Genomic DNA, 24850 nt, shown 5'->3' with positions numbered 1-24850 from the left:
AAAAATAACGGGAAACACCATCAGCACGTACAGCCACGCTTTACCGACTGCATTCTTCAACTCTTCAAGGGAATAACGGCACAAAAACATGCCAAGGGCAAATGCTCCACCCCCCTGGGATGGATAACGCAGAAAACCTTGTCCATGTATTCGAAGGACAAGTAAAGGGAATTGCTCGTACTGAAAAGCACCAGGGAGGCCATGGACAGAATGAGCAGACAGGCCCGCGGCATCCGGAATAACGCTCCTGAAACCAGCACAAACACCATTAAATCCCGCAAAAACCATAAAACAGTTCCCAAAGGAGGGCGCCCTATTCCCAGACCGGTCATCCATTTTACAATGTCCGCGGGAAACCCGAACAAGGCCATGGAAACGAAAATCCAAAATAAATAGGCACACAGAATCAGAAACGCTTTTCTCCAGTTAAGCCAGGGCACCGGGGCCGGGCTGCCCCCATACTTCCGGGCCAGGAAGTAACCCGCCGCCATGAAAAAGAAAAATACGCCCGCACGTGTTGCATACACAGTGAAGCCATGAGAAGCGGGAGTATGCTGGATCATGATAAGCAACATGGCCAGCACACGGATAATATCTACCCACGGGTCACGGCACTTCTCCGTCAGTTTCCTTCCCCGGACGATGCCCGGCGCATGTGAAGGAGAGTTCGTTAACGCTTCATACATATGCCAAATACAATAACGAACATCCGGGGCGCCATGATAGCACGGCCGTCCTTCATGGCAATACGAAACAGGGAGCCAAACGCAAGAAAAAGTTCCAATTGACAGGGTCCGGAGGATATGTTAGGCATGCCATGCCTCCCTCACCAACCGGAGGCGCTTCCGGGAAGCCCGTGGTACGGGCAGGAAATAGATGGGGAATCCGGTGTGAATCCGGAGCGGTACCGCCACTGTATATTGCACGGCTTAAAAACCTGCAATGAGCCAGATCGCCAGCCCCGAAGTATTTTATGAACCGCCGGCGAGTATTCCGGCATTCAGACCATACACATGCATTCATCCAACACGCTCCGCTTGAACGGAGCAGACTATGATGGTCCGGCCTCCTTGAAGTCCGGAATGTTCAACACTCCTGAAAAAACACCGTGCCACGCCAGGCACCGGATGCAGGCTGTGGCTATGACCCTGGCCTGCCTCGGCATGCTGGGAACGGTCCATGCCCAGGATACTGCCAGGGAAGACCTGGCCGGCGCTTATGACGCCACTGTAGCCAGAACCGCCTCAGATGCGGCCCTGGGAACGGTCTCCGCCACATTCAACGTGACAGGCTCCAGCAACGTGCGCGGAATCTGGGGAAAATCAGGCACCCTCAGCATTGGCGCGATTGCCGGGGATGCCGTATTCAACGTCTCCTCCACGGCAAACAACGCCTTCGGCATTGACACCTCCTCCGGAGTCAATGTGGACATCGGCACCCTGGCAGGAACATTCAACATCTCCGCAGCCAGAACGAATGCCACCGGCATCCGGAGCTACGGGAAAATACTCTCCATCGGAACGATCACGGAAGACGCCCTCATCTCCATCACGGCCAATTTCTCCTCCAATGGCATTTACGCCTATCAGGGGCGCCTGGACATTGGAACGATGGCCGGCAAAATCTCCGTGGACCTGGGAACAGGAAACTATGCGAGGGGACTGTATGCCTACGGAAATACCATGGACTACCAGGGCCCGCGCTACAAGGACGTCAACATCGGCACCTTTTCCTCCACCGGCAGCATTTCCGCGGCGACGGCCGGCGGCTACGGAGCCAGAGGCATCCAGTCCAACTACGGGCAGGTGAACATTACCCGGCTGGACGGTCAAATCACCGCAGCCTCCGGCTCCAATGATGAAAGCGAGGACTTTTCCGCCATCGGCATTGAAGCCAGGGAAAACATCACGCTGGGCGACATGGGAGCAACGGGAAGCGTTACCGCCACGACCAACGGCATGGACGCCTACGGCCTCTTCGCCGGAGAAGAAGGGGGTTACCAGACCCATTCCAATATTACCATCGGCAATGTGGGCGGCTCCATCCGGGCGGAAGCCATGGCCGGAACGGCCGCCGGGGCACGTTCCACGGGCTCCCTGTCCGTGGGAAACATCAGCGGTTTCATCTCCGCCTCCTCCACGGGAGCTGCGGAAGCCTACGGGCTGCTGGCGGAATTCTCCCTGACCACCGGCACTATCAACGGAACCGTCAGAGCGGCAACTGCCGGCAGCACGGCGGCGGCCCTGATGGGAGGAGCCGGCATCACGACGACCATCGGTTCCACCGGCGTCATTGAAGCAACGGCGACGGGGGACGAAGCAACGGGGTATGCCCTGTACAGCGGGTCCAATACGGGTTCCGGCTTCTCCACGGAAAACACGGCGGACAACGTCACCGTCCACGCCGGAGCTTCCATCAGCGGCATCTGGGAACTGGGCGGCTCCGGAGCGGAAGGCTCCGTGGATACCATTACGCTGCTGTCCGGAACGGACGCCGCTCCGGGACTGTTTGACTATACGGTGAGGACAACCGTCAACACCAGCAAGTCCGATACGGCCACCCACCATTCCTCCGTCACGCTCAACGTGGGCAGTGCGGACAACGAAGCGAACTGGACCATCTCCACGGAAAAAGCCGCCGGCCTGTTCAACCGGGTCAACGTGGGCCACGGCTCTGCCGTCACCTTGACCGGGAACTCCCAGATACTCCGTGACGGGGCCGTCGTCAACAACCAGGGCTCCATCTCCGGCAGCGGCACGCTCACCATTGCGGAAGGCATGACGCTGCTCAACGGGACCCTGGTGCAGAATGCGGCGGGAACGGCCCTGGAAGTGGGCTTTGACGGCCTGAACGTAAATCTGGACCTGGCGCAAAACGCCACGGTAGGCGCCACGGTGCTCAACGCCACGGATTCCGCCTGGGTCGTCACGCTGGACCAGATCAAGAACGGCATCACCGCCATGTACGGAGCCAGGGTGGACAACTTCCAACTGGAAAACTACCGCATGAGCTACCGCCTCCAGGGCCAGGTATTCCTGGGTGAAGGCGCCCCCATCGTCGTCAACCCCGGAGAAAGCATCCATGTGGGTGAAGGCTCCAAGGTCATCATCGGGGAAAACCTGCCTGAGCACGGCATCGTGCTGGAAGGCGGGGAGGCTGACTTGAGCCAGTCGGACGCCGTCATTTCCTCCGGAACCGTCAGCGGCGCTTCCGGCCAACTGACGCTGGCGGGCAAGGATGAAAAGGAACAGACCCTGAACTGGGAACACTCCGGCACGGCAGGCTACAGCGCCTCCGCCGCCGACGGAGGCGCCTTCGCGAACCTCAACGTCACGGCACAGGATGTGAAGGTTGTCGCCAAGGGTTCCTATGCGGCGGAAAACGTCGTCATCAGCAACAACGCCACCCTCGTTCTGGACGGCAGGGACGCCAGTCTGGGCGTGGAAGGCGGGAGCATCCGCCTGGGTGAGGCATTCGCCCATCCGGCTAATCCGGGGCATCTGGTGCTGAACGGCTCCACCGTTCTATCCGGCGTGGAAACCAACAGCGGTTCCACCGTCTCCGGTTCCGGCGCCTTCAAGGGAGAGGTTACCTATTACGGCAGTGAAATCGTGATCGGCTCCGGCTCCTCCGCAGGCTACCACAACTATGAAGGCGGCCTGAACGCGTGGGGGGGAGTGCAGGAACTCACGTTCATCGTGAACGGAACGGCGGCGGCGGACGCCACCCATACCGGAGCGGACACCTATTCCCAAATGAACGTCTCTTCCTCCTACCATGTGGATGGAGCGCACGTCAATGTGGTCATCGGGGACAACCTGCTCTTCAGCAAGGAACAAAGCTTCTCCCTGTCCCTGGTCAACCTGGACTCGGACACCGTCATTGATCCGGACGGTTCCCTGTGGGACCTCACCGGCATCGACCCCACGCTGAAGGGCCGCACGGACCTGGTCACGGATACCAGCTTCACGGTTTCCGGCGACGGGCTGCACCTGATCTTCAACGGCAAGGTCAACATCAACGCCGTGAAAGCCCTGCGCGGAGAAGAAGCCTCCCGCATCGCCAACACGCTGTGGTCCTCCGTCCGGGTGGTGGACAGCTTCGCCCATACGGCGGCTTCCCAACTGGATTTCCGCGGACCGGGCAGGCGCAACATCTGGTTCTCCGGGCTGGGGGACTTCATGAACGTTTCCTCCGCCACGGGAGCCTCCGGCTTTGACTACAAGGGCGGCGGTTATGCCGTAGGCCTGGACTACGCCTGGACGAAAAACTGGATATCCGGCGCGGCCTTCGGCCAGACCTTCGGTTGCTTCCACTCCGCGGACAAGCAGTTCAAGGCGAACCAGGACGGCCTGATGCTGGCCCTCTACCAGCGTTACCACCGCGACCTGCTCCGAGGAAACAGCGTGGACATTGACGGCTACTTCACCTACGGCCGCATGGACAACGATGCGGACGGCACGCTGGGCGGCAGACCCGCCACCGCCTCCTGGAACGATGACGTGTACGGCTTCGGCCTGAAGGGAACCTGGAACATCCGCCTGAGCAGCACGGATGTGCTGAAACCCTTCGCAGGCATTGAATTCCTGCACGGCTCCCAGGGGTCCTTCGGGGAGCATTCCGGTTCCGGCACCGCCTGGTACCAGGACGGCTCCGTGCAGAACTGGAGCATCCCCGCCGGCGTCACCTGGCAGAAGCAGATCGCCGTCGGCAGGGGCCAGTACCTGCTGCCGCAGATGACGGTTGCCTACGCCGGAGACGTCTCCCGCCGCAACGCTTCCGTGAAAACGGACGCCTTCGGCACGCCCTTCCGGGTAGACGGCGTCCATCCGGGACGCCACGCCCTGATCGTCCATGCGGGGCTGAACTGGGTCATTTCCAGCGCCTGGAGCGCCGGAGCCTTCTACCATCTGGAACAGAGGGAACACATGACCAACCAGAGCGTTAACGCTACCGTGCGCTACTCGTTCTAAACGTTCTTCCCATTCGGAAACATTCCGGAGGGAATCCACCGCGGATTCCCTCCGTTTTTTCGGCAGGCTTCCCACATTCCACAGGAAATTCTTGACTCCACAGCCCTCTTGCCGCTTAATTCTTCCACTTCACGTGCCGTCGTGGCGGAATGGTAGACGCGCTCGACTCAAAATCGAGTTCCAAAAGAGTGTGGGTTCGAGTCCCACCGGCGGTACCAATAAATAAACCCTGAAAGCTTAATGCTTTCAGGGTTTTCTTTTATCAGTTAACAGCTCTCGGTTAAGAAGCAGAAAACTGAATGCAATAATTTCCAGAAGAAACACTCGTGTGTTTATATAGATATAATTTCTGAAACTTTTTCCGGAACACTATATCTATAAATAAAATCATCAGTAATTACATACTTTATATTAAAAATTATTCTACTGTAATTTTCCAATATTCGCCCTCGCGATGTAATTTTACATGCAACAAATGAACTAGTCTTTCTGCTTCCCTGCAAAAATCTCCTACAATATCGTCATGGGATTCTCCTTGTTGAAGATGCCACCAATGGTATTCCATTTCCGGAATCAATCCAAATTCATCCACCCCTGTATAGTTTCCAAGTAAATCTGATAAATGCTGAAGCATGTCTTTTTCAGATTCTACTCCTCCTTTCAAACCACAGACAACATCTTGAAGACATCCAAGACAATAAAGCCTAACGGCATCCTTGCCTTTTGGAGGAATTATTCTGGCGGCTGAGGCAAATGCTCGGAGATCGTCCTTCAACTCAAAATAATTAATTGAAGGCTCTCCAAAATGCGAACTCAACAAAAGCAGGGCTTCGTCCATTTCTTCGCCCAGGGAATTATGTAAAGAATCAATTGCCCATTTCACATAATCATTTAAATCTTCCAAAAAGACTCCTTCAAAGGCCAGTACCTGCTTGCTTGTTGGCCGTGCAAGGAGAGCTTCAATCATGTTTTTTTCAATCTTTGCCATTAATTAATTCTTTTTATTATAAAGCCATAACTCCTCCTACAATAACACCAATTGGGACAGTACCGATTTCCTCCGGTAATGCAATTTGAGGCCCCAATTGTCCACCAATGAGAGCAGCTAGCGCTCCTGCAAATGCACCTTCCCAAAATGCATCCCATCCACTGCCAACCGGTTCTTGCACAGGCCCAGGATCCGAAATTAGAACTTGAAATGGTCCAGGATCAGTAAGCAACGCCACTTCGTCTATCCATTCACGTACTACTTCCAATTCAGGATGTATCGTAATGAATTAATTATTTTATATAAATGATCTTAGTGCAGTTCACCGCATTTAACCTAGCTTTCAAAAATTCCGTACGATGGTTATCCCATGATTCTTTTGTACCATACTTTCTCCAATAATCTGTAAAATCTCTTTCACGACGTGTTTTGGATGCCGTGAACCATTGGAAAAATCTTCTTATATTCTCTTGACAACACTCTCCAAAGGAACACGATTTGACAGTAGGATGTTTTCCATCAAATGGACCTCTTTCTATTAAACCAAGTAAATCAACAAGCTTGACCGAATTATTGAGAATCATTCTATAAACATTATTCCCTATCTTTTCAGCAATAGGATATCTATTGATCCACCTGCCGTCAGCTGAATTGTAATGACGATAATTATAATAGGCGAGAGTAAGTTCCTCATCACAATATTCGCTACTCCACTGCATAGGTTGAATCACATCTCCTGTCCATGCCTTTTCCCTGGAGAGGAGCTTATGGACGGAAACAGACTATTTGCGGACAAGGGAAAATATCTCGGGAAAAAGTACGGAAAGTTCAGAGTGAGGAAGGAGATTCGCTCTTGGATGATCGGACAGGGATTGACGATAAACTCCGGAAAGTTTTCCGTAGTTGTTGTCCAGGAAGTATACCCGGCATCCGGCAAGCAGACCTGCAATGCAGATGTGCAGGCGGTCTGAAATGACGATGTCCAATTCCTTCAGAATAGAGAGAAGGCCCCCTATTAGAAAAGCCTGCTCGGCAGAACCGTCGCCCCAGCCATTCCAAAGATCGGAAATATCACGTCCCAGGATCAATTCCGCAGGCAGGGCGCTCTCCTTGCCCCGGCGCGGCAGAAAAGCCCCCTGCTGCCAGTAATTTTCGCGGAATGCGCAGAAAGAAGATTCCTGCACGGATTCCCGGATTTTTTCCAGGAGGGAAACCGCCCATGGTTCCGGACAAGCGGGAGTTCCCTTTTCTTCCAGGATAAAAGACGGCAAGGAATTAGGGCAGAAGTAAAGAGCCATGTCGTCCGCCGGGAGAAATTGCGCCCGCTCATTGAGCGAAAGGCAATAATCCAGGGAACGCTGTTCCCGGCAAAAGACCAGGTGCCTTTCATCAAAGGAACGAATAAGAGAATCTACCTGATAAAAGCTGTGCGGGAGGATAATGCACCGTTCCACTGAGCGGGCCGTCAGTTCCTCTTTCTGCTCATCCAGAGAACCGTAAAAGGACACGAACCTTCCGCCACCGCCATACACCACATGCCGATGAGGTTTTTCCTGCGCCGGCAGATGATGGCGACGGAAAAACTGCCGCGTGGCGATGTCAATAAGCAAATCTCCTATGTTGCCATGGTTGGCGCAATATTGAAATCCACCCAGTTTAATGAGAGCAGGAAGAATGGAAATGGATTCAGGCATGCGGTATGATTTCACAAAATTCGTTAAGAGTGCCCAGGCAATCCCTGGAAGAAACGTGTGGCACTTCCAGTCCCATCTTGCGCCAGACGCAGATCTGGTGGAGAAGCTCCTTTCCGGAGCCTTCGCAGATGTCATGGAACACGTTGACGAATAATCGTTTAATTGGAATATTCATAATTGTATAGGGAATTGCAATGAATAAGAAAAAGAGATGGTCCATGCTCCTGACGAATATGGCGAATCCGGACGTGCTGAATCTCTCGTTGTGCGGTTAAAAAATGAGCTGCATGCAGCGACGCCTGCTCCATTCGGAGCATCCATGCCTATTGGCGTAAAACGGAAAGCTCCCGCCTTTGGGCATCCCCCCTTGAACGAGAACGGATGGGCTGCCTGCTATTGACGGCTATCCGTAAAATGTTTGAAAAATGCCACCGCCCCCGCTTCCGGAATTGTAAATTCTGGATAATTTGCGTTGGTGAACAGTTTACGGGCTCCCCGGCCATTGACAGCTTCCACGGTCAGGGTAACCGCTTCCACTGTTTTGACCATGTCTTCGCTACCCTCCGTGGATGTGCCGGTCATGCACATATCCAGCCTCGCCCATGCCTGAACGGCCTTCCATTCGTCAGACAGGACGGTAAGGGCGGACACTACTTCGGAAAAAGCCTGCAACTGTTCCGGCGTCAGCTCCCGGTGCCTGTAGCGCTGATTCTGAACAAACCCCGCCATATCCGGGAAAACGGCAGTCAACGTAAATTCATCCCACTTGCCGGGTCGCGGGAAATAAAATTGTAATTCTTTCATGTTAAATTGTTTCTATTTTAAGATAGTCAGCCGGATTAATCCCTTGGATGACGCTTACCCTGAACATGGCCATCTCTGCGGAGCAAGTATCTATAATAGCGTAGTGGACGTCATTGCTGACGAGCCCCAGAGAAACTTCCCCCAGGTAATAAGCTTGTGGATTAAGATGACGGCGGTTGAAATTGTAGTGGTTCCCGTGCCCGGAGCTTATCCCCGTATGCCGGGCCAGATAAATACTGCAGGTACCGGATGAAGAGGGAACCGCAATCAAATCAAGCCGGGATACCCAGTCCAGGCTCAAGGCAGCCCAGGAAAGCTCCGTTACAACCTGTCCGTCTCCGGACCTGGCCACCACTTTTCTGCTGGCTGCATCCACATAAAAAAGCGGTCCGGGAATATTCTCCACCGTTGTGGTGGTGACGGTTCCGGAATACCCGGTCCAGCCGAATTTAGTTTGAGTCGCGGCCAAATTCATACCGGAAAGCAGAGACATCACCAGCGCATAGCTGCCGGTTCCGGCAGGGCTGATGGCTCCTCCGTAATTGGTATTGGTGACGGCAGACTTGACCAGGACGCATTTGTGCGCCGTCAGCGTGCCCGCCCAGGACAGCCCGCACCAGCCCGCCAAGGAACGCTCCATCTTGACGTTGCTTCCCTCCAGGGTGGTAACGGTTCCGTTCGCGTGGTCCAGATGGTACACATTCCTCAGAACGGACATGACGGCGTGGCTGCCCGCGTTGAGGCCGGTTGTGGAGGCTCCGGCCGCAAGCGCGGATACGGCATTGATACCGCCGTTGGCATTGACGGTTCCGGAAAAGGTGGACGCCTCCGCCGTCAGATTTTTCAAAACAGCATCTTCTCCCAGCCGAATGCCGCCCTGGGCAGCCAATCCCAGAGCGGCTACTTTAAAAGTCTGTGTTACCAGTGCATGTTCGTCGGACACCTCCACCGCATCCGTAGGGGCCACAAAGATATACTGTCCGGAGTTTTCCGTTTCCAGAACAGTCAGGCAAGAAGCATCGGAGAGAAGAGCCTGGACAGAGCATGCTGCCGTACATGTCAGCGCATAAGCCGCGCCCGGTATGGTATTCACTTTCATTGAGCAGATTTAGCACCGGAAAAGAGACAGGAATCATCCATGCTGATACGTGCATGCCTCCTGCCACTTCCCCGGAGGAAGGCACGCCGCATGCGGAGCCAACCGACATGAAAAAATGACACCGCTTGACAGAAAAGGTAAACCAAGATGTTTATTATGAATATTTTATAAAATAATCACAAACCACCCACCTGCGAACGCGGGAAACATGTAATCCATTGATAATAATATATCCTTTACCCATGATTTCTCCACTTTCCGACATTAAAAAAGACCAGGGACTCATATTTTTATCTAGATTACAGAATTCCAACAACTTACCGCAACAAGGACATTCACGCTGAATTTGGCTGCGGAACCAATCCCTACAATTGACTCGAATTCACGCAAGGCAGTACGTATATAAAAGAGTATGACTTCGTTGCCCGCATCTTCATTGGTTGAAACCGTAGCCAATAAAATCAAACAGATGATCCTCAACGGCAGCCTGGTCAACATCCTGCCCGGCGAACGGGAGCTCGGGCACAGATTGTCCGTAGGGAGGGAGACCGTCAGAAAGGCTCTGGCTCTTCTGGAGAGGGAGGCATGGATCGCTCCCGCGCGCATCAAGGTTCCGCGGCGCATCCTGAAAACTACGGAGGAAGGAGCGGGAAAAACCATCCCCTCCCATCCTGTTCAGGAAAAAAGGGGCATTATCGGCTTTCTGACGCCCCAGCCCCTCAAGAGGCTGGCGCAAAGCGTGCTGGCGGAGGTGTACACCATCTCCAAGATTCTGGAGGAAGACGGCATCAGCGTCCGCATTTTTGAAGCTCCCTGGATTTTAGGCAACAACCCGGACAAGCGTCTCGCCAAGCTGGTGACCAAATCCGAATGCGTCTGCTGGATACTCCACCGCTCCTCGGAACAGACCCAGCTCTGGTTCAAGACGCACGGCATTCCCTGCATCGTGCGCGGCACTTCCTACCAGAGCAGCAACCTGCCCTATCTGGACCGCCACTGGGCGGCCACCACGCACCATGCGGCGCAGCACCTCTGGAACAAGGGGCACCGGACCGTCGGCCTGTGCCTCCCCCCGGACCCGTTGAAGGGCCACCAGTTAATGCAGAAGGGCTTTTTCAGCTTTGCGGAAAAGGGCTGGAACCCCGTGCTGATTCCCACCCCGTTTGAGACGCCCCTTTTCTTTGAATACCTCGCCAAAGCGTTCAAGGAACATCCGGACATGTCCGCCCTGGTAGCTACGCGGGGCAACCAGATCGTTCCCCTCCTTTCCTGGGTGGAAGCCCGCTCTTTAAGCATTCCGGACCAGCTCAGCCTGATCAGCCTGACGTATGAACCCTTCATGGAGCGCCTGCTGCCCACCATCACTTATTACGAGGAGAACCAGACAAAAACGGTTCACAAGCTCATCCGGATGCTCCGTGCCCTGACTGCGGGCAAAAACATCAAGAGCATCTCCGTCATCCCGGAAATCTACCCCGGGCAGTCCGTCTCCGTGCGCCACACGCCGCCGTCCGCATAAATACGCTTTCCCGGAAGAAACAAGGGACGCCATGGGCATAAAAAGGCGCGTAAACGCCATCTGTGCCCTGGTAATAAGCCCCAGGCTGTACAGCACGGATTTCCGCATGCCTCTTCCGCACACAAAACCCACCGGACCACCGGCGGCGCCCGCCTTGGGAGAATACCTGGCCGCCATCCCGGAAAAGCATGAAAACCGAATAGAGGATGCCCGGCGTTTCCCTCTCTTCCGCCCGGGCTGCGGGAGTCCCTCCGGCAGACCAATAATGTTTGACATCCCTCCGGGCTCCAGATAGGTTCGACTCTGATTTCATCCCCCGGCCCCCACGCTGCGGAACGGGGCTCCACAGAACTCTCCCATCCACCATTTCCCCCATGAAGCTATTGAAAGGAGCATGCATCATCGGCCAGTCCGGCGGCCCCACCGCCGTCATCAATGCCAGCGCGCTGGGTGCCATCCAGACGGCCCTGCAATGCGAACCGGTCACCCGCGTGCTGGGAGCCGCCAACGGGATTGAAGGAGTGCTGAAGGAACGCCTGTTCGATATGGCGCAGGAAGACCCGGAGGAACTGGAATTGCTGAAATACACCCCGGCCTCCGCCCTGGGCTCCTGCCGCTACCGGATGGCGGATCCCGCCGTGGATGATACGGACTACCGCCGCCTGCTGGAGGTGTTCCGGAAGTACGATGTACGTTACTTTTTCTACAACGGCGGCAATGATTCCATGGATACCTGCAACAAGATATCCAAATTCATGCAGCAATCCGGCTATGAATGCCGCGTGATCGGAATCCCCAAGACCATTGACAACGACCTTTACGGCACGGACCACTGCCCCGGCTTCGGTTCCGCCGCCAAATTCATCGCCACCTCCTGCATGGAGGTGCACCAGGATCTCCGCGTGTACGACAAAGGGCGTGTCACCATCGTGGAAATCATGGGCCGGCACGCCGGATGGCTGGCCGGTTCCGCCGCCCTGGCCACTTATGCGGGCGCCGGACCGGACCTGGTTTACCTGCCGGAAGTCCCCTTCCGCATGGAAGAATTCTGGCAGGATGTGGACCGGATTTACAAGCGTAACGGGAGCTGCATGGTCGCCGTCTCGGAAGGGGTGCAATATGCGGACGGCCGCTTTGTCGCGGAATCCGGGGACAGGGACGTCTTCGGCCATACGCAGCTGGGCGGACTGGGCGCCATGCTGGCGGAATCCGTCAAGCGGCAGACCGGGGCCAAGGTCAGGAGCATTGAACTTTCCCTCCTCCAGCGCTGCGCCTCCCACGTGGCCTCCAAAACGGACATTGATGAAGCCTACATGGCGGGGAAAGCCGCCGTGGAAGCGGCCGTTTCCGGCCAGACGGACAAGATGGTCGCCTTCGAACGGAGCACGGAAAACGGCATCTACTCCTGCAAGACCAAATTGACCAGCCTGGGAGACGTGGCCAACGTGGAAAAACTCGTCCCCCGTGAATGGATCAATACCCGCGGCAATGGAGTTGAACAGCCGTTCATCGACTACGTTCTGCCCCTCATCCAGGGAGAAACGGCCATGCAGAAGGAATGCTCCCTGCCCCGCTTTGCGAAGCTCAAAAAAGTGCTGGCGGACCCGGTACAGGGATAGCTTTTTTCTGGCAGCACCTTTTTCTCCATTTTCCATAACAGAGAGGAATTCAGCCTACCCGGAACTTCTCCCGGCCAGGTAAAACACTCGGCCAGCCACTAGCCCAACCCCTTTTCCGGCTCAAGGCAAATACGCGGGAAGGAGATTGCATAATTGACCGCAACTGCGGCATTCACGCTGTTTCCATAAGGTATGTACAACTTCTTGAAAAAGAAAAAGCCCGGCAGGAAACAGGCTGAATGGCACGGCAGGGGCGGAAGAACATGAAAAAAGGGAAGGCGGATGCAACCCATGACTGCTTTTTCTCCAGTCCAAGAGGCCTTCCGTTCCGGCTTAAAAAGAACACCGTAATAACAGGAACGATAGTTCCCTTCATCATCCGGAAGAGAAAAATAAATTCGGGAAAGGAATCGGCCTGTTTCCTCATCCATGAACTTTATTTTCTCCATTCAATTTCTTCTCCGCGCCCGGATAATTATGGAAAAAACCGGCTTCCCGTTTAATCTCTCGACAAACTTTCCACTATCATCTTTAACGAATTTATTTGCACTTTCTTAGAAATGTTTGAAATAAAGTTTTAAATTCCATTTTATTCATTTTCCGGTCTTATATTAGCGCGACAGAGGAACATTTTTCCCGATATTTCTGCAAGTGCCCTCATAAAGTCAGCTTCCTTTTCTTTTGAATATAATCCGGCCCTCAATCACCTTTCCCCCAGGGAATAAAACGGAACAACAAGATAAACTTTTGATTCAGGAATCACCTGCGCCAAAACTCCACATCAAGATAAAAAAACACTCATTGCCAACAAGTTTAAAACTTTTCTTCCCGTTATCATTTATCTTTCAATAAAAGTGAGCCGGACCCGAAGAAAAGGCTCCCCTGGCAATCCGTCCCCCCAAGGAGGAGCCGGAACGGAGACGGTACAGAACTCCGGGACGGGGATATGAATCACTTTTCGGCTTCACGGGGATGGGAAACTCCTTTGTGCCGTTTCCCGTTGTTTTGTAACCCGCAATTCCGCAACACCCTTTTCTTCCGCTAGCCCTGCGCCCTGTTTCCTCTCTGGAAGATGATGGAACCGGCTTTTCCTCCATATTCAATTGTAGAATAATTCTTTTCCGGCATATTAAATTCAAATAGCGGGAAACAAGGAAATGAAAAATCTTGCAAGCAAGGGTGAAAAAAGGCTAAAATGATAAAGAGCTCCAAAATTCGACGCCTATCATTTCATCATGTAAAAACGGCTTGTTTCCGGATATTTTTTCGGAAACTGGCATGAAATCGGTCCCCGACCAGCTACTATCCAAGTTTTCTCCGCATGCCATGCTCGATTACCTGTTTCAACATTTTTATTCTACGCTGGCAATTGTTGCTTTTTTTATTGCCATCCTCATTCTGCGCGCCTGCGGCAAGCGCGGCAGGCGCTGGATTCCCGTCTCCACGGCGCCCTTCGGCTGCATGGCCTTCCTGGTCGTCTTTCTCCTGCTGACGGCCTTCATCATCTGGTTATTCAGCTTTTTCACCACGGGTCCCATGGTGGAGGACCTGGCCTTCACGCTTGCATGGCTGGCAGCCATGGCCTGCGCCCTGGCCGTCATTTCACGCCTGACCGAATACTGCCTGCAGCAGGACAAATCCGCCAGCAAGCTTTATCCGGGGGAATCCCGGAAGTTGCTTCCCGTCCAGCTCCGGAACAAGGGCATCCTGCTGTTCGTGCTGATCGGCGTCATCAGTTGCGTTATTGACATCATCACCGTACCCTTCCCGGTTCCGGAACTCCCGCCGGGGTCCGCGCTGTCTGCTGCCACCCTTGTTCCCCTGCCGCAGGAAGTGCCCGTGGAGGTCCATATCTCCTCCCGTGTCACCAACAGGTTTTTCGGAGAATGCGACTTTGACCTGACCGTCCGGGAGAAAGGCGGGAACAAGCATGTTTTCCCCGCCATCCTGATCAATCCCGGCGGGGAAAGCGCCATCACCATTTACAGGCTGCGGCCGGAGGAAAAACAACGCCAGGGCAGCTTGATATTCACCAATGGCATGCAAAGCTGCCTGTTCAACATGGATACCATGCGGATGAAGTCCCTGAGCGGTCCCGCCTCCAATTATCCCCCACCCACCCGGGAGGATCTGGATGGACAGGATATGGACCTGCGCCTGGAAACGGTGGGACTCTACCAGGGGCTTTCCTGCATACGCGGCGCGGAGCATACGGATACAACGCGCGCCTATGTTCTGAAAATCCTGAAGGATACGCAGCCATGACCGGAACGCCTCAAAAGGGTCGTTGACACGGGCTCTCCCGCTCCCTTACTCTGGATACGGCCAAAACAGCCATAGCCATGATTAAGATTACAGCCAAAAGCATCGTCAAAGCAGGAGCCAGGGAAGAATTCATCGCCACCGCCCGGGAACTGGTGGAAAACAGCCGTGCGGAAGCCGGCAACGTTTCCTACCACCTGTATGAGGACATTGATGACCCTAATATCCTGACATTCATTGAAGAGTGGAAGGACCAGGCAGCCGTGGACGTTCATGCGGATTCCGAGCACTTCCAGCGCATCATCCCACTCCTGAGCGACATGACGGAGGAAGCCATTGAAATTTCCCTGTACCGGGAAGTGCTGTAACTCCGGCAGGAAAAACCGCAGCCTTATTCCCTACCCCTTCCGGGAAAGGAAAAAGCGCCCCGTCCCACCAGGGAGACGGGGCGCAGGAAGCTTCGCATCATTTACCGTCAGAATGCGAAGCAACCACACCCGGAGCCCCAGAAATCGGAATACCTGGGCCGCGACGCATTCGCCGCGCCCTCCATCAGCATGAACGCGGAATGCATGCAGCCGTGTTCATGGCAGTGTGAGGAATGCCGGTGCTCCTGCTGGAAAGGCACGCCGGCCCTGGCCGCCTTCTTCGGGTCCAGGGGAGCGCCGTATCCGCCGAACACGGCAATGGGGGACCACTCGGGCAGCACCGGAATGGGCGCCGGGTCCAAATCCTTGAACGGTCCCGCGGCATAAACGATTTTGCCGTCCATGACGGTCAGCACGGATTCTATTCCCTTGATCTCCTCTTCCGGAACGGAGAAATAATCTTCGCTCAGCACGACCATGTCCGCCAGTTGACCGGGAACAATCGCTCCTTTTTTGCCCGTCTCGGAGGAAAACCAGGTGCTCCCCTGCGTATAAAGCCGGAGGGCTTCCTCACGGGAAAGGCAGTCTTCCTCCCGGTACATCGGTTCTCCGCCCACGGTCTTCCCGGTGGTCAGCCAGTACAGGGAAACCCATGGATTGTAGCTCGCCACGCGCGTGGCATCCGTTCCGGCCCCTACGGGAATGCCCATTTCCAGCATTCTGCGCACGGGCGGCGTATGTTCCGCCGCCTCCTTGCCGTAGCGGTCCATGAAATATTCCCCCTGGTAGGCCATGCGGCACTGCACGGCAATGCCTCCGCCCAGCGCCTTGACGCGTTCCAGATTCTTCTCGTCAATGGTCTCGCAGTGGTCGAAGAACCAGTGCAGGCCGTCAAAGGGAATCTCCCGGTTCACTTCTTCATACACGTCCAGAAAGCGGGAGATGCTCTCATTGTACGTGGCGTGCAGCCGGAAAGGCCATTTGTTGGCGGCCAGCAGGCTGACCACCCCCTTGAGTTCGGATTCCATGTCTCCGGGGAGGTCCGGACGCGGCTCCAGAAAGTCCTCAAAGTCCGCGGCGGAAAAGACGAGCATTTCACCCGCTCCGTTGCAGCGGTAATAATCGTCCCCCTCTCCCGGCCTGGTCATCCTGATCCATTTGGCAAAGTCCTCCTTCTCTTCCTTGGGCCTTTGGGTAAACAGATTGTAGGCAATCCGCACGGTCATTTCCCCGCGCTTGTGCAGCTCTTCAATCACCTGGTAGTCCTCCGGGTAATTCTGATAGCCGCCTCCTGCGTCAATGATGCTGGTCAGGCCCAGGCGGTTAAGTTCTTTCATGAAATGCCGGGTGGAATTGATCTGGTGTTCCAGGGGCAGTTTGGGCCCCTTGGCCAGCGTGGCGTAAAGAATGGTGGCATTTGGCCGCGCAATCAGCAGGCCGGTGGGATTGCCCTCGCTGTCGTGCTGGATTTCCCCGCCCGGAGGGTTGGGCGTATCCTTCGTATACCCGCAGGCGCGCAGGGCGGCCTTGTTGAGCATGGCGCGGCAGTACAGGTGAAGCACAAAAACGGGCGTATCCGGCGCCGCCTCATTAATCTCCTCCAGCGTAGGCATCCGGCGTTCGGCAAACTGGAACTCGCTCCAGCCGCCCACCACGCGCACCCACTGTCCCGGCGGCGTTCTGCGGGCCTGCTCCTTGAGCATGCGCATGGCGTCCGCCAGGGAGGGCACGCCGTCCCAGCGCAGTTCCATATTGTAATTCAGGCCGCCGCGGATCACGTGCAAGTGGGAATCGTTCAGGCCGGGAATGACGGTCCTTTTCCCGGCGTCGATCACCTGGGTATCCGGCCCCTTGTACTGGGCAACGTCCTCGTCGGACCCCACGGCCAGTATCTTTCCATCCTTGACGGCGACGGCGCGGGCCATCGTTCCGCGTTCATCCAGCGTTGCTATGTTGCCGTTTGAGATCATCAAATCGGCGTAAACCTTATCATTGTTTTTCATTGTTTTCATCATGGTTCGGGGTTGTTCCCGGAATGGTTCCGGCCTGCGCCCTGAAAAGCCAGGGAGACAGAATGCTGCTGATCAGCGGCATGAATACCCAGGTCAGCAGCGCCACCACACAGGCGTTGAACAGGAAAAAGGAAAGCCATCCGGGCAGCACGCTGCGGATGGGCCCACCCACGGTAATGTTCAGAAGAAAGATGACCAGGCACACGCCCAGATAGGTGGCCGCCGCCGTCTTGTAGCGCGGCGGCGTCATCATCGGGGTGCCCGGCTGGTTCAACCAGGCGTCCAGGCCGTTCATCTCCTGGATATGGGCCTCCCCTTCCGTATGGGCTCCCAGCAGCTTCATCCAGCGTTCGTACTCCGGGGAGGAAACCAGGGCTTTTCTGGCGGCGGCGCTCGCGAAACGGTCCACCACCACATACTCCCCGTTTCCGTCGGAGGGCCGCAGGACGCTGATGCCCACATGCCCGGGGCAGCTCAGCACAAAATTGACGAAATCCCGCATGGCGTGCTCAAACTGGCCTTCATGCCCCGGCAGAATATGCCGGCGCACCACAACGGTCACTTCCTCTGAAGGATTGATGGCGTTCATGCCTGACGAATGTTCAGGGTTTTTCTTCCGGCGCGCACCCCCGTGTTAACGGAGGGAGCGCCGGAAAAACTCTGCGGGCAATCAGGCGTCATGCTTCACCACCTGCGGGGACAGGGCGGACTGGGGAGCATGGTGAACCATCGTGTAGGCGTACTCCACGCCCACGCCGTAAGCGCCGCCCTGCTGCTTGAGCAGATTCATCAAGGCGTCGTAATGTTCCTTGTTCTTCCAGTCGCGCTGGAACTCCAGAAGGGCTCCGATGGTCGTCAGCCGCGTGCCGCCCGCCTGGACGATGCGGGAAAGGGCCGCCTTCTGGGCGTCCTTGGAGGTGGCGCCGCAGCAGTCCTCCACCACGTAAATGTTATAACCGTCGCCGATCATCTCAATAGCCGGCCACGTGACGCACACTTCCGTCCAGAGCCCGGTAAGGAGGATATTCTTGCGGCCCGTCGCCTTGATGGCCTTCCGGAACTCGTCGGAATCCCAGGAATTCATGGACGTGCGTTCAATGACGTGCTGGCCCGGAAAAATATCCAGGAGCTGGGGCCAGACATAGCCGGAAAAGCCCTCTGTTTCCACGGCCGTAATCACGGTGGGCACCTGGAACAGCTTGGCGGCCTTCGCCAGCAGGGTGACGTTATTGATCAGGTCGGCACGGTTGATGTTGGCTACGCCAAAGGTCATTTGGGGCTGGTGGTCAATGAAAACTACGGCAGCGTCTTCCGGCGTGTACAGCTGATGATAATGCGAGGATATCAGGGACATCATCTTATTCTCCTTATAATCTATGTTTAATTAGTGAAATCGGGACCGCAGGCGGTCAGAAAACCGCTGGTCCATGATTGGTTGGAGACCAGTTTCCCTGTTTTTGTTGACACCATGCCAGAGTGTGACAAACCGTTTTAAGGCGGCAGGCTCTCCTGAAAAGACAGCCAGTTCTCCGCCGGACCGGAGGCTTCCCTGGAAAAGGCAGTCATCTCCGCACCAAAAACGAGCGCATTCCCGGAAATCACGCCTCTCCTTCGCGGAAAGGAGGAACGGCACAGGTTTCCCCTCATCTCGTTCCCTCCGGAACGGGAAACCAGCCTGTCTTTCCTGAAAACGTCCTCCGGCTGCGGAGGCGGCGCGTTCCGTTACTTCTCTTCCCCGTGCTCGATCTTCAAGGCATCCAGAATCTTCTCATATCCAGGCAGCCGCCTCTGGAAATCCTGAAAATTCTTGTCCTCCTTCCGGGTCCAGCCCGTTTCCGCATAAGCGGCAATGCGGGGGAACACATGGCGGTGCAGTTTGTCCGCATCTGCAATCCATTCCGTCCAGACCTGGCAGCCCAGGCCGATGACGTTCTGCTGATGTTCCGGCTTCAATCCCGCGAAAACGGGTTCAAAGGAATAGGATTTGGACAGGGGGAGCTTGTCGTAACCCTTGTTCATATAAGTCATATGGGAGGTGGAATTGACCACCTGGTGACCGTCTTCAACCGCCTTGGTGGCAATCTTGTCGGACCCGTACCAGAAATGGATGATGGCCTTCCCGTCCAGCTTGCCCAGAGCGGCCCCCTGGCCGCCGTCATTGTGCACGTCGGAACCCAGAATCTCATTCCATCCGATCATCCGTATTCCCTTCTTAGCCAGCATGCCGGAAATCCGGTTCGTAAACATGATCTGAAGGTCCGGGAAATTCCTGATGCCCTTCTTCTTCATGAACTCCTCAATGTGGGGCACGCCCGCCCAGTACTTCTTATACCGCACCTCGTCGCCGCCGATGTGGATGATGCCGCCGGGAAACAGGGCCGCCAGCTCTGTCATGATATCCCCCAGAAACTGGTAGGTCCGCTCGTTGGTGGGGTCAAACGCGGTTCCGTCATTGAAGCTCACGGGAATCTCCGTCACGGGCTTGGCGGACAACTTCAATTCCGGATAGGAGAACGTGGCGGCGGCGGAATGCCCGGGAATGTCTATTTCCGGCACAATCGTTATATTCCGGTCGGCCGCATAGCGGACGATGCGCCTGATCTGCTCCTGCGTATAAAAACCTTCATGGGGCCTGCCCTCATACTTGCCGCTCCCCCACGTCTCTATCTCCGTGTCTCTCCGCTTGCTGCCGATGGAGGTCAGCTTGGGATACTTTTTAATCTGGACGCGCCATCCGGCATCGTCGGACAAATGCCAGTGCAGGATATTCATTTTCAGAAGCCCCATCTGGTCAATCAGCCTCTTCACCTCCTCCTCTCCAAAAAAATGCCTCGCTTCATCCAGCATGAAGGCGCGCCACGCAAAGCGGGGATAATCCAGCATGGAAAAAGGCTTCTCCGCCACGGTCCAGCTTACCGCCCCCTTGTCCGCGCCATCGTCAAAAAACGCGGCAGGCAGCATCTGCGCCAGGCTCTGTCCGGCGTAATACACCCCTTTTGGTGCAGCAGCCTTGATCACGATATTTCCGGGCGCCGCTTCCAGGCGGTACGCCTCCGGTCCGTACTGTTTCAGGGAAGCATCCTTCTCTATTCGGATGGCCCCCGTTCCCCCCATCCCCGCCAGGGGCAGTCCTGTTCCGCCTGATAAAAACTGCTGCAGCAGACGGGCCTGACGCTGGAACCCGGCGTCCTTCTCCCGGCACACGATGCGCGTGCCTCCATCCAGCTTCACGGGCTTCGCCTCGCTTTTGTCCGCAATCTTGACGGAAACGGGCCGGGGAATGATCTGGTCCTGCGCATTCACGGACAGGCAGCATGCTCCGGAGAGCAGGAAAAGGAATACAGGGGAAACATAGCGGAACATCACGTTCAGTATACACCGCTTCTGCCGGGAGTCTTTCCTTTTCTTCCCGCCTTTTCCTTAATCCCGTTAAAAGAGTCCGGAAAACACCCGCTCCATGACACGCCAGCCCGTCCGCTCCGCCTGAAATGCCATGATGCGCCCCTTGCCTTCCTTTTTCCCGCGGCGTATGATGATGAGCATGAAAAAAGACGACACGCCGGGCCTGTTTGCCGCCTTCGCGGACCGGCCCCTGGCGGACCGCCTGAGACCGGCCGCCCTGGAGGAAATCGTGGGCCAGGACCACCTGCTGGGGGAGGGAGGGCCCATCCGGCTCATGGCGGATTCCGGCAAGCTGACCAGCTTCGTCCTGTGGGGGCCGCCCGGCTGCGGAAAAACCACGCTGGCGCGCATCCTGGCTACGCGCACGTCCATGCACTTCGTCGCGCTCTCCGCCGTCTTCTCGGGCATGGCGGATCTGAGGAAAGCCTTTGACGAGGCCGCCAAACGGCGGGAATACGGCCAGGGAACCCTCCTCTTCGTGGATGAAATCCACCGGTTCAACCGCGCCCAGCAGGACGGCTTCCTGCCATACGTGGAAAACGGAACCGTCACGCTCGTGGGCGCCACCACGGAAAACCCCTCCTTTGAACTGAACAGCGCCCTTCTCTCCCGCTGCAAGGTCTTCGTCATGCATTCCCTGGACGCTCCGGCGCTGGAAAGCATCATTGAGCGGGCGGAATCCCTTCTCCAGCGCAAGCTGCCGCTCGCCCCGGAAGCGCGCGCCACCCTCATTGAACTGGCGGACGGAGACGGCCGCTACCTCATCAACCTGATGGAAAGCGTCTTTGACCTCTGCAAGCCTGACGAGACGCTGGACACGCCGGCCCTGCTGAAAATCGTCCAGCAGCGTGCCCCGGTTTACGACAAGGACCGGGAGGGCCACTACAACCTCATCAGCGCCCTGCACAAGTCCCTGCGCGGCTCTGATACGGACGCGGCCCTGTACTGGGCGGCACGCATGCTCCAGGGCGGCGAAGACCCGCTGTACCTGCTGCGCCGCCTCACCCGCTTCGCCATGGAGGACATCAGCCTGGCGGACCCCGCCGCGCTGCAAATGGCCATTGCCGCGTGGGACACCTATGAACGCCTGGGCTCTCCGGAAGGAGAGCTGGCGATCGCGGAACTGGTCATCTACCTGGGCTGCGCCCCCAAATCCAACAGCGCCTACACCGCCTGGGGAGCGGCCCGGAAGGCGGCCAGAGAATACGGCTCCCTGATGCCTCCGGCGCACATCCTGAACGCTCCCACCAAATTGATGAAGGAGCTGGGCTACGGAAAAAATTACGCGTACGACCACGACGCTCCGGACGCCTTCTCCGGGCAGAACTACTTTCCGGACAAGATGCCCCGCCGCCAGTTCTACAAGCCGCCGGAACGGGGCTTTGAGCGGGAAATCAACAAGCGGCTGGCATACTGGGACAAACTGCGCCGCCAGCGGGCAGAGGAGGATTCCGGAAGCTCCGGCACGCGGAGGAGCCGGAAAAAGCCCCCCGCTCCGGAGGAACAGGCCCCCTCATGAGGCATCCGCCGGCCACACGGCCACTTCCGCAATCCCCTGCCCCGGCGACAGCCGGATGCGGACATACCTGGCCTTCGCCTCCCCGGAACACGCGGCGGTCAATCCGGCCCCGTCCTTCAAAAGAACGGTTTTCACATCCTTCCAGGTTTTGCCGTCTTTGCTGACCTGCACCACGGGAGGCTGCCCCTTCCAGTTCCCGGAGGCTTTCGCCTCCACCCGGTCCAGGCGGAATTCAAACTCCATGTCCAGCCGCCACCATGGCTCCCTGTCTTCTGCGGACGGCAGCCATGCGGAAGCGCCGTCGCCATCGGACGCCTTCATCGCATCCTGAAGATTGGAGGAAGCGGAACAAGGCCTCAAAACCGCCAGGTTCGCCTTCTCTCCGGCTCCGGACTGCCCGTACCGAGCCACCTGGGCATCCCTCTCCTGCGCGGAAAAACGCCTGTAGGGCCTCTCCTTCGTTTCCGCGCTCCTGCCCGCCACGTACGCCGGGGCGTTCCGGGAAACAATCTGGATGCTGTCCCCCTTCAATCCCGGGGAAGACGCCTTGATGACCGTTTTCCCGGCGTAATAAGACCGGAACTCAATAGCCGCGCAGCCGTCAATGAGGTCAATGTCCGTCCCGGGCGTGAACGTGATGCTCTTGCCGGTGGGGAACTCTCCGGGGCCTGATTCCACCGTGAGCGTTACCAGAACGGCATTGGCTATCTGCCTGCCGGAGGCATCCGCCACCTTCACGGTCACGTGCACATCGTCCGTGCCGTCAGCCGGGCTGATGGCCTTCTTGTCCGCGGACAGCTTCACCTGCGCAGGCGTTCCCTCCACGGGCCATTCCGGCGGGGGAATGTTTTTAAACTCATTCCTGTACCAGTACCAGGCCCTCTTGGGAATGCGGAAGTAATCCACAATGCCCATGCGTCCGCCGGAGGGCCAGATGCTGCCGTGGTCAAAACCGCACCAGACCGCCTCCCCCGCGCGCCAGGGATAGCGCGCCCCCGCCTGCTTGTCCCCGGCCATGTCTCCCCAGCCCGGCGCATAAGCCCCCGGCCTCCTGCAGCTCACGGAACCGTACTCCGTCACCATGCTGGGCCTGCCGGGCGTCTTCACATGGGAGCCGTCCCCGTTGAAGGCGGCCATGTCCCCCAGCTTGTCGAAATCGCCGCGCTGGCCTCCCCCGGCGCACACGGGGCGCGTCGGGTCCAGCTCCTTCACCAGGGCAATCAGCTTGCCGCACAGGGCCCTGGCCTCCGGCGCATGCCGGGTGAAAAACGGTTCGTTGCTGATGCTCCAGATGACGATGGAAGGGTGGTTGCGGAATTGCAGCACCATCTCCCTCACCTGGCGCATGCAGCTCTCCTCAAACGCGGCGCGGTCCTTCTCTTCCGTGGGATAGGCGTCGCAATTCCAGTACCTGTCGTGCTCCTTGAAGCCGCCCATGCCCCAGAAAATGCCTTCATTCAGCATGCACATCCCCTCCCGGTCGCAGGCGTCCAGAAAAGCCGGGGAATGGGGGTAATGGGAACCGCGGATGAAATTGAACCCGGCGTTCTTCATCAGCAGCACGTCACGGCGCGCTCCGGCGTCCGTCACGGCATCCCCCCATCCCGCATGGTCCTGGTGCACGTTGGCTCCTTGCAGATAAACGGGCTTCCCGTTAATCAGCATGCCCCGGTCCGCCGTCAGCTCCAGGGTGCGGAAGCCCAGGGGATTCTCCGCCCGGTCCAGCACTTTTCCCCCTTCGCCCACCAGCTCCGTCGCCACGCGGTACATATTGGGAACGGCCGGACTCCACAGCTTGGGAGCGGCCAGCGGGGGCAGGTCCGTCTGAACACGGGCTTCCTTTCCCGCGCCCAGCTCCACGGGCTTCTCCCCGCGCAGAACCACACGGCCGCCCTTCTCCTCGCGCACCGTGTGGCGCACGGAAAACTTCTTCATTTCCGGGGAATCATTCTTCACCTCCGTCAGGATGCGGACCTTCCCGCGGGCAGGAGTCACTTCCGGCGTCTGCACCCAGATGCCGTGCGCGGGAAGATGCACGGGAGAACACACGTGCAGATGCACGTTCCGGTACAGGCCGCCGGAAAAGGTATGCTCCCCCGCCCGCGGGGCAATGCGGGGGTTCCAGCGGTTGTCCACGCGCACCTCCACCCAATTCTCCCCGCGTTTCAGGAAAGGCGTCAGATCCGTCCGGAACGCCGTATACCCCCCTTCATGCCCTCCTGCGGCCTTTCCGTTCACCGTCACCTCCGCCACCTGGAAGGCTGCGCCGCAATCCAGAAAAACCTTCTGCCCCAGCCATTCCTCCGGCACCACGAGCTTCTTGCGGTAGGAGCCGCGCCCCGTGTAAAAGGAATCGGACATGAAATAGGGCAGGCTGAACGTATGTGGCAAATGCGCCGTCTGCCAGCCGCTCTTTCCGGGCTCGTCTTCCAGCCGGAACTCCCAGCCGCGGTTCCAGACCATCCTCTTGCAGGGGGCCGAAGCTTCCCCAGCGGCGGAAACGGGCGTTTCCGCTCCGGCTGCGGAGAGGCACAGAACGGCGGCGCCCAGCATGTAAGCAATCATCTTGCGCATGAGCATACTACCATACC

At 57.0% G+C, this 24850-nt stretch carries 20 protein-coding genes, 1 tRNA gene and 1 riboswitch; of the genes, 7 read left to right on the top strand and 14 right to left on the bottom strand.

Annotation, left to right across the window (positions count from 1 at the left end; translation table 11 throughout):
* Nucleotides 1-56 precede the first annotated feature (56 nt).
* Entirely contained in the window at nucleotides 57-686 is a 630-nt protein-coding gene (locus QSJ36_RS00835) for an acyltransferase family protein (RefSeq protein WP_285466136.1), read from the bottom strand.
* 154 nt (nucleotides 687-840) lie between these two features.
* Nucleotides 841-979, top strand: a riboswitch (cobalamin riboswitch).
* 34 nt (nucleotides 980-1013) lie between these two features.
* Between QSJ36_RS00835 and QSJ36_RS00830 the strand changes: the two genes are divergently transcribed.
* Together QSJ36_RS00830 and QSJ36_RS00825 are read left to right on the top strand one after the other, a co-directional pair.
* Nucleotides 1014-4973 (top strand): autotransporter outer membrane beta-barrel domain-containing protein, encoded by a 3960-nt coding sequence (locus QSJ36_RS00830; RefSeq protein WP_285466134.1) that lies wholly within the window; start codon nucleotides 1014-1016, stop codon nucleotides 4971-4973.
* 135 nt (nucleotides 4974-5108) lie between these two features.
* Nucleotides 5109-5191: transfer RNA gene (locus QSJ36_RS00825), tRNA-Leu, on the top strand.
* 200 nt (nucleotides 5192-5391) lie between these two features.
* On the opposite strand, the gene QSJ36_RS00820 is transcribed toward QSJ36_RS00825, so the two are convergent.
* The 7 genes from QSJ36_RS00820 to QSJ36_RS00790 form a co-directional block, all read right to left on the bottom strand.
* Nucleotides 5392-5940, bottom strand: a complete 549-nt coding sequence (locus tag QSJ36_RS00820) for a hypothetical protein (protein ID WP_146018120.1) — start codon at nucleotides 5938-5940, stop codon at nucleotides 5392-5394.
* 37 nt (nucleotides 5941-5977) lie between these two features.
* On the bottom strand, nucleotides 5978-6229 hold the full coding sequence (locus QSJ36_RS00815) for a hypothetical protein (RefSeq protein ID WP_146020034.1): 252 nt from the start codon (nucleotides 6227-6229) through the stop codon (nucleotides 5978-5980).
* A 25-nt stretch (nucleotides 6230-6254) separates the two neighbouring features.
* Nucleotides 6255-6692 carry an RHS repeat-associated core domain-containing protein gene (locus QSJ36_RS00810; RefSeq protein WP_146020035.1) on the bottom strand — a complete coding sequence of 146 codons (438 nt, stop codon included), beginning with the start codon at nucleotides 6690-6692 and terminating at the stop codon, nucleotides 6255-6257.
* A 51-nt stretch (nucleotides 6693-6743) separates the two neighbouring features.
* Nucleotides 6744-7655: a polysaccharide pyruvyl transferase family protein gene (locus QSJ36_RS00805; RefSeq protein ID WP_022396736.1), complete on the bottom strand. Its 912-nt coding sequence runs from the start codon at nucleotides 7653-7655 to the stop codon at nucleotides 6744-6746.
* A complete protein-coding gene (locus QSJ36_RS00800) occupies nucleotides 7648-7830 on the bottom strand; it encodes a hypothetical protein (protein ID WP_146018123.1) in 183 nt (60 codons plus the stop codon). The genes QSJ36_RS00805 and QSJ36_RS00800 overlap by 8 nt, the downstream gene beginning before the upstream one ends.
* 218 nt (nucleotides 7831-8048) lie before the next feature.
* Nucleotides 8049-8459, bottom strand: coding sequence for a hypothetical protein (locus QSJ36_RS00795; RefSeq protein WP_102727035.1), 411 nt, complete (start codon nucleotides 8457-8459; stop codon nucleotides 8049-8051).
* 1 nt (nucleotide 8460) lies between these two features.
* Nucleotides 8461-9558, bottom strand: a complete 1098-nt coding sequence (locus QSJ36_RS00790; RefSeq protein WP_285466129.1) for a hypothetical protein — start codon at nucleotides 9556-9558, stop codon at nucleotides 8461-8463.
* A 412-nt stretch (nucleotides 9559-9970) separates the two neighbouring features.
* Here QSJ36_RS00790 and QSJ36_RS00785 point away from each other — a divergent pair, with 412 nt between their 5' ends.
* A complete protein-coding gene (locus QSJ36_RS00785; RefSeq protein WP_102731113.1) occupies nucleotides 9971-11077 on the top strand; it encodes a GntR family transcriptional regulator in 1107 nt (368 codons plus the stop codon).
* 374 nt (nucleotides 11078-11451) lie between these two features.
* On the top strand, nucleotides 11452-12696 hold the full coding sequence (locus QSJ36_RS00780) for a 6-phosphofructokinase (RefSeq protein ID WP_102731115.1): 1245 nt from the start codon (nucleotides 11452-11454) through the stop codon (nucleotides 12694-12696).
* A gap of 98 nt (nucleotides 12697-12794) precedes the next feature.
* Here QSJ36_RS00780 and QSJ36_RS00775 read toward each other — a convergent pair whose 3' ends face one another.
* Nucleotides 12795-13127 (bottom strand): hypothetical protein, encoded by a 333-nt coding sequence (locus QSJ36_RS00775; RefSeq protein WP_146018125.1) that lies wholly within the window; start codon nucleotides 13125-13127, stop codon nucleotides 12795-12797.
* Between the two features lie 895 nt (nucleotides 13128-14022).
* Between QSJ36_RS00775 and QSJ36_RS00770 the strand changes: the two genes are divergently transcribed.
* Nucleotides 14023-14961 (top strand): hypothetical protein, encoded by a 939-nt coding sequence (locus tag QSJ36_RS00770; protein ID WP_102731116.1) that lies wholly within the window; start codon nucleotides 14023-14025, stop codon nucleotides 14959-14961.
* 77 nt (nucleotides 14962-15038) lie between these two features.
* Entirely contained in the window at nucleotides 15039-15326 is a 288-nt protein-coding gene (locus QSJ36_RS00765) for a putative quinol monooxygenase (RefSeq protein WP_022396729.1), read from the top strand.
* 107 nt (nucleotides 15327-15433) lie between these two features.
* Here the strand turns inward: QSJ36_RS00765 and QSJ36_RS00760 are convergent, their stop codons facing one another.
* From QSJ36_RS00760 to QSJ36_RS00745, 4 genes are all read right to left on the bottom strand, one after another.
* Complete coding sequence (locus QSJ36_RS00760) at nucleotides 15434-17329, bottom strand: amidohydrolase (protein WP_102721824.1); 1896 nt, start codon at nucleotides 17327-17329, stop codon at nucleotides 15434-15436.
* Nucleotides 17316-17927: an antibiotic biosynthesis monooxygenase gene (locus QSJ36_RS00755; RefSeq protein ID WP_022396727.1), complete on the bottom strand. Its 612-nt coding sequence runs from the start codon at nucleotides 17925-17927 to the stop codon at nucleotides 17316-17318. The genes QSJ36_RS00760 and QSJ36_RS00755 overlap by 14 nt, the downstream gene beginning before the upstream one ends.
* An 81-nt stretch (nucleotides 17928-18008) precedes the next feature.
* On the bottom strand, nucleotides 18009-18695 hold the full coding sequence (locus tag QSJ36_RS00750; protein WP_022396726.1) for a hydrolase: 687 nt from the start codon (nucleotides 18693-18695) through the stop codon (nucleotides 18009-18011).
* Between the two features lie 365 nt (nucleotides 18696-19060).
* Entirely contained in the window at nucleotides 19061-20701 is a 1641-nt protein-coding gene (locus QSJ36_RS00745; RefSeq protein WP_285466122.1) for a beta-N-acetylhexosaminidase, read from the bottom strand.
* A gap of 172 nt (nucleotides 20702-20873) precedes the next feature.
* On the opposite strand from QSJ36_RS00745, the gene QSJ36_RS00740 reads away from it, so the two are divergent.
* Nucleotides 20874-22259, top strand: coding sequence for a replication-associated recombination protein A (locus QSJ36_RS00740; protein ID WP_345783920.1), 1386 nt, complete (start codon nucleotides 20874-20876; stop codon nucleotides 22257-22259).
* Here QSJ36_RS00740 and QSJ36_RS00735 read toward each other — a convergent pair.
* The gene (locus QSJ36_RS00735; protein ID WP_285466119.1) at nucleotides 22254-24833 is read right to left on the bottom strand and encodes a glycoside hydrolase family 2 TIM barrel-domain containing protein; all 2580 of its coding nucleotides are present in this window, start codon (nucleotides 24831-24833) and stop codon (nucleotides 22254-22256) included. The genes QSJ36_RS00740 and QSJ36_RS00735 overlap by 6 nt on opposite strands.
* Between the last annotated feature and the right edge of the window lie 17 nt (nucleotides 24834-24850).

The sequence above is a fragment of the Akkermansia sp. NBRC 115031 genome (assembly GCF_030268505.1).
In the GTDB taxonomy this organism is placed as follows: Bacteria; Verrucomicrobiota; Verrucomicrobiia; order Verrucomicrobiales; family Akkermansiaceae; genus Akkermansia; species Akkermansia massiliensis.
This window is presented reverse-complemented; position numbering and strand designations above follow the sequence as displayed.

Coding starts and splice junctions, on each gene's coding strand:
- QSJ36_RS00775 (WP_146018125.1), bottom strand. CDS start 13,127: ATGGATGAGGAAACAGGCCGATTCCTTTCCCGAATTTATTTTTCTCTT.
- QSJ36_RS00805 (WP_022396736.1), bottom strand. CDS start 7,655: ATGCCTGAATCCATTTCCATTCTTCCTGCTCTCATTAAACTGGGTGGA.
- QSJ36_RS00785 (WP_102731113.1), top strand. CDS start 9,971: ATGACTTCGTTGCCCGCATCTTCATTGGTTGAAACCGTAGCCAATAAA.
- QSJ36_RS00760 (WP_102721824.1), bottom strand. CDS start 17,329: ATGAAAAACAATGATAAGGTTTACGCCGATTTGATGATCTCAAACGGC.
- QSJ36_RS00800 (WP_146018123.1), bottom strand. CDS start 7,830: ATGAATATTCCAATTAAACGATTATTCGTCAACGTGTTCCATGACATC.
- QSJ36_RS00830 (WP_285466134.1), top strand. CDS start 1,014: ATGCATTCATCCAACACGCTCCGCTTGAACGGAGCAGACTATGATGGT.
- QSJ36_RS00835 (WP_285466136.1), bottom strand. CDS start 686: ATGTATGAAGCGTTAACGAACTCTCCTTCACATGCGCCGGGCATCGTC.
- QSJ36_RS00795 (WP_102727035.1), bottom strand. CDS start 8,459: ATGAAAGAATTACAATTTTATTTCCCGCGACCCGGCAAGTGGGATGAA.
- QSJ36_RS00770 (WP_102731116.1), top strand. CDS start 14,023: ATGCTCGATTACCTGTTTCAACATTTTTATTCTACGCTGGCAATTGTT.
- QSJ36_RS00790 (WP_285466129.1), bottom strand. CDS start 9,558: ATGAAAGTGAATACCATACCGGGCGCGGCTTATGCGCTGACATGTACG.
- QSJ36_RS00820 (WP_146018120.1), bottom strand. CDS start 5,940: ATGATTGAAGCTCTCCTTGCACGGCCAACAAGCAAGCAGGTACTGGCC.
- QSJ36_RS00755 (WP_022396727.1), bottom strand. CDS start 17,927: ATGAACGCCATCAATCCTTCAGAGGAAGTGACCGTTGTGGTGCGCCGG.
- QSJ36_RS00740 (WP_345783920.1), top strand. CDS start 20,874: ATGAGCATGAAAAAAGACGACACGCCGGGCCTGTTTGCCGCCTTCGCG.
- QSJ36_RS00765 (WP_022396729.1), top strand. CDS start 15,039: ATGATTAAGATTACAGCCAAAAGCATCGTCAAAGCAGGAGCCAGGGAA.
- QSJ36_RS00780 (WP_102731115.1), top strand. CDS start 11,452: ATGAAGCTATTGAAAGGAGCATGCATCATCGGCCAGTCCGGCGGCCCC.
- QSJ36_RS00735 (WP_285466119.1), bottom strand. CDS start 24,833: ATGCGCAAGATGATTGCTTACATGCTGGGCGCCGCCGTTCTGTGCCTC.
- QSJ36_RS00750 (WP_022396726.1), bottom strand. CDS start 18,695: ATGATGTCCCTGATATCCTCGCATTATCATCAGCTGTACACGCCGGAA.
- QSJ36_RS00745 (WP_285466122.1), bottom strand. CDS start 20,701: ATGTTCCGCTATGTTTCCCCTGTATTCCTTTTCCTGCTCTCCGGAGCA.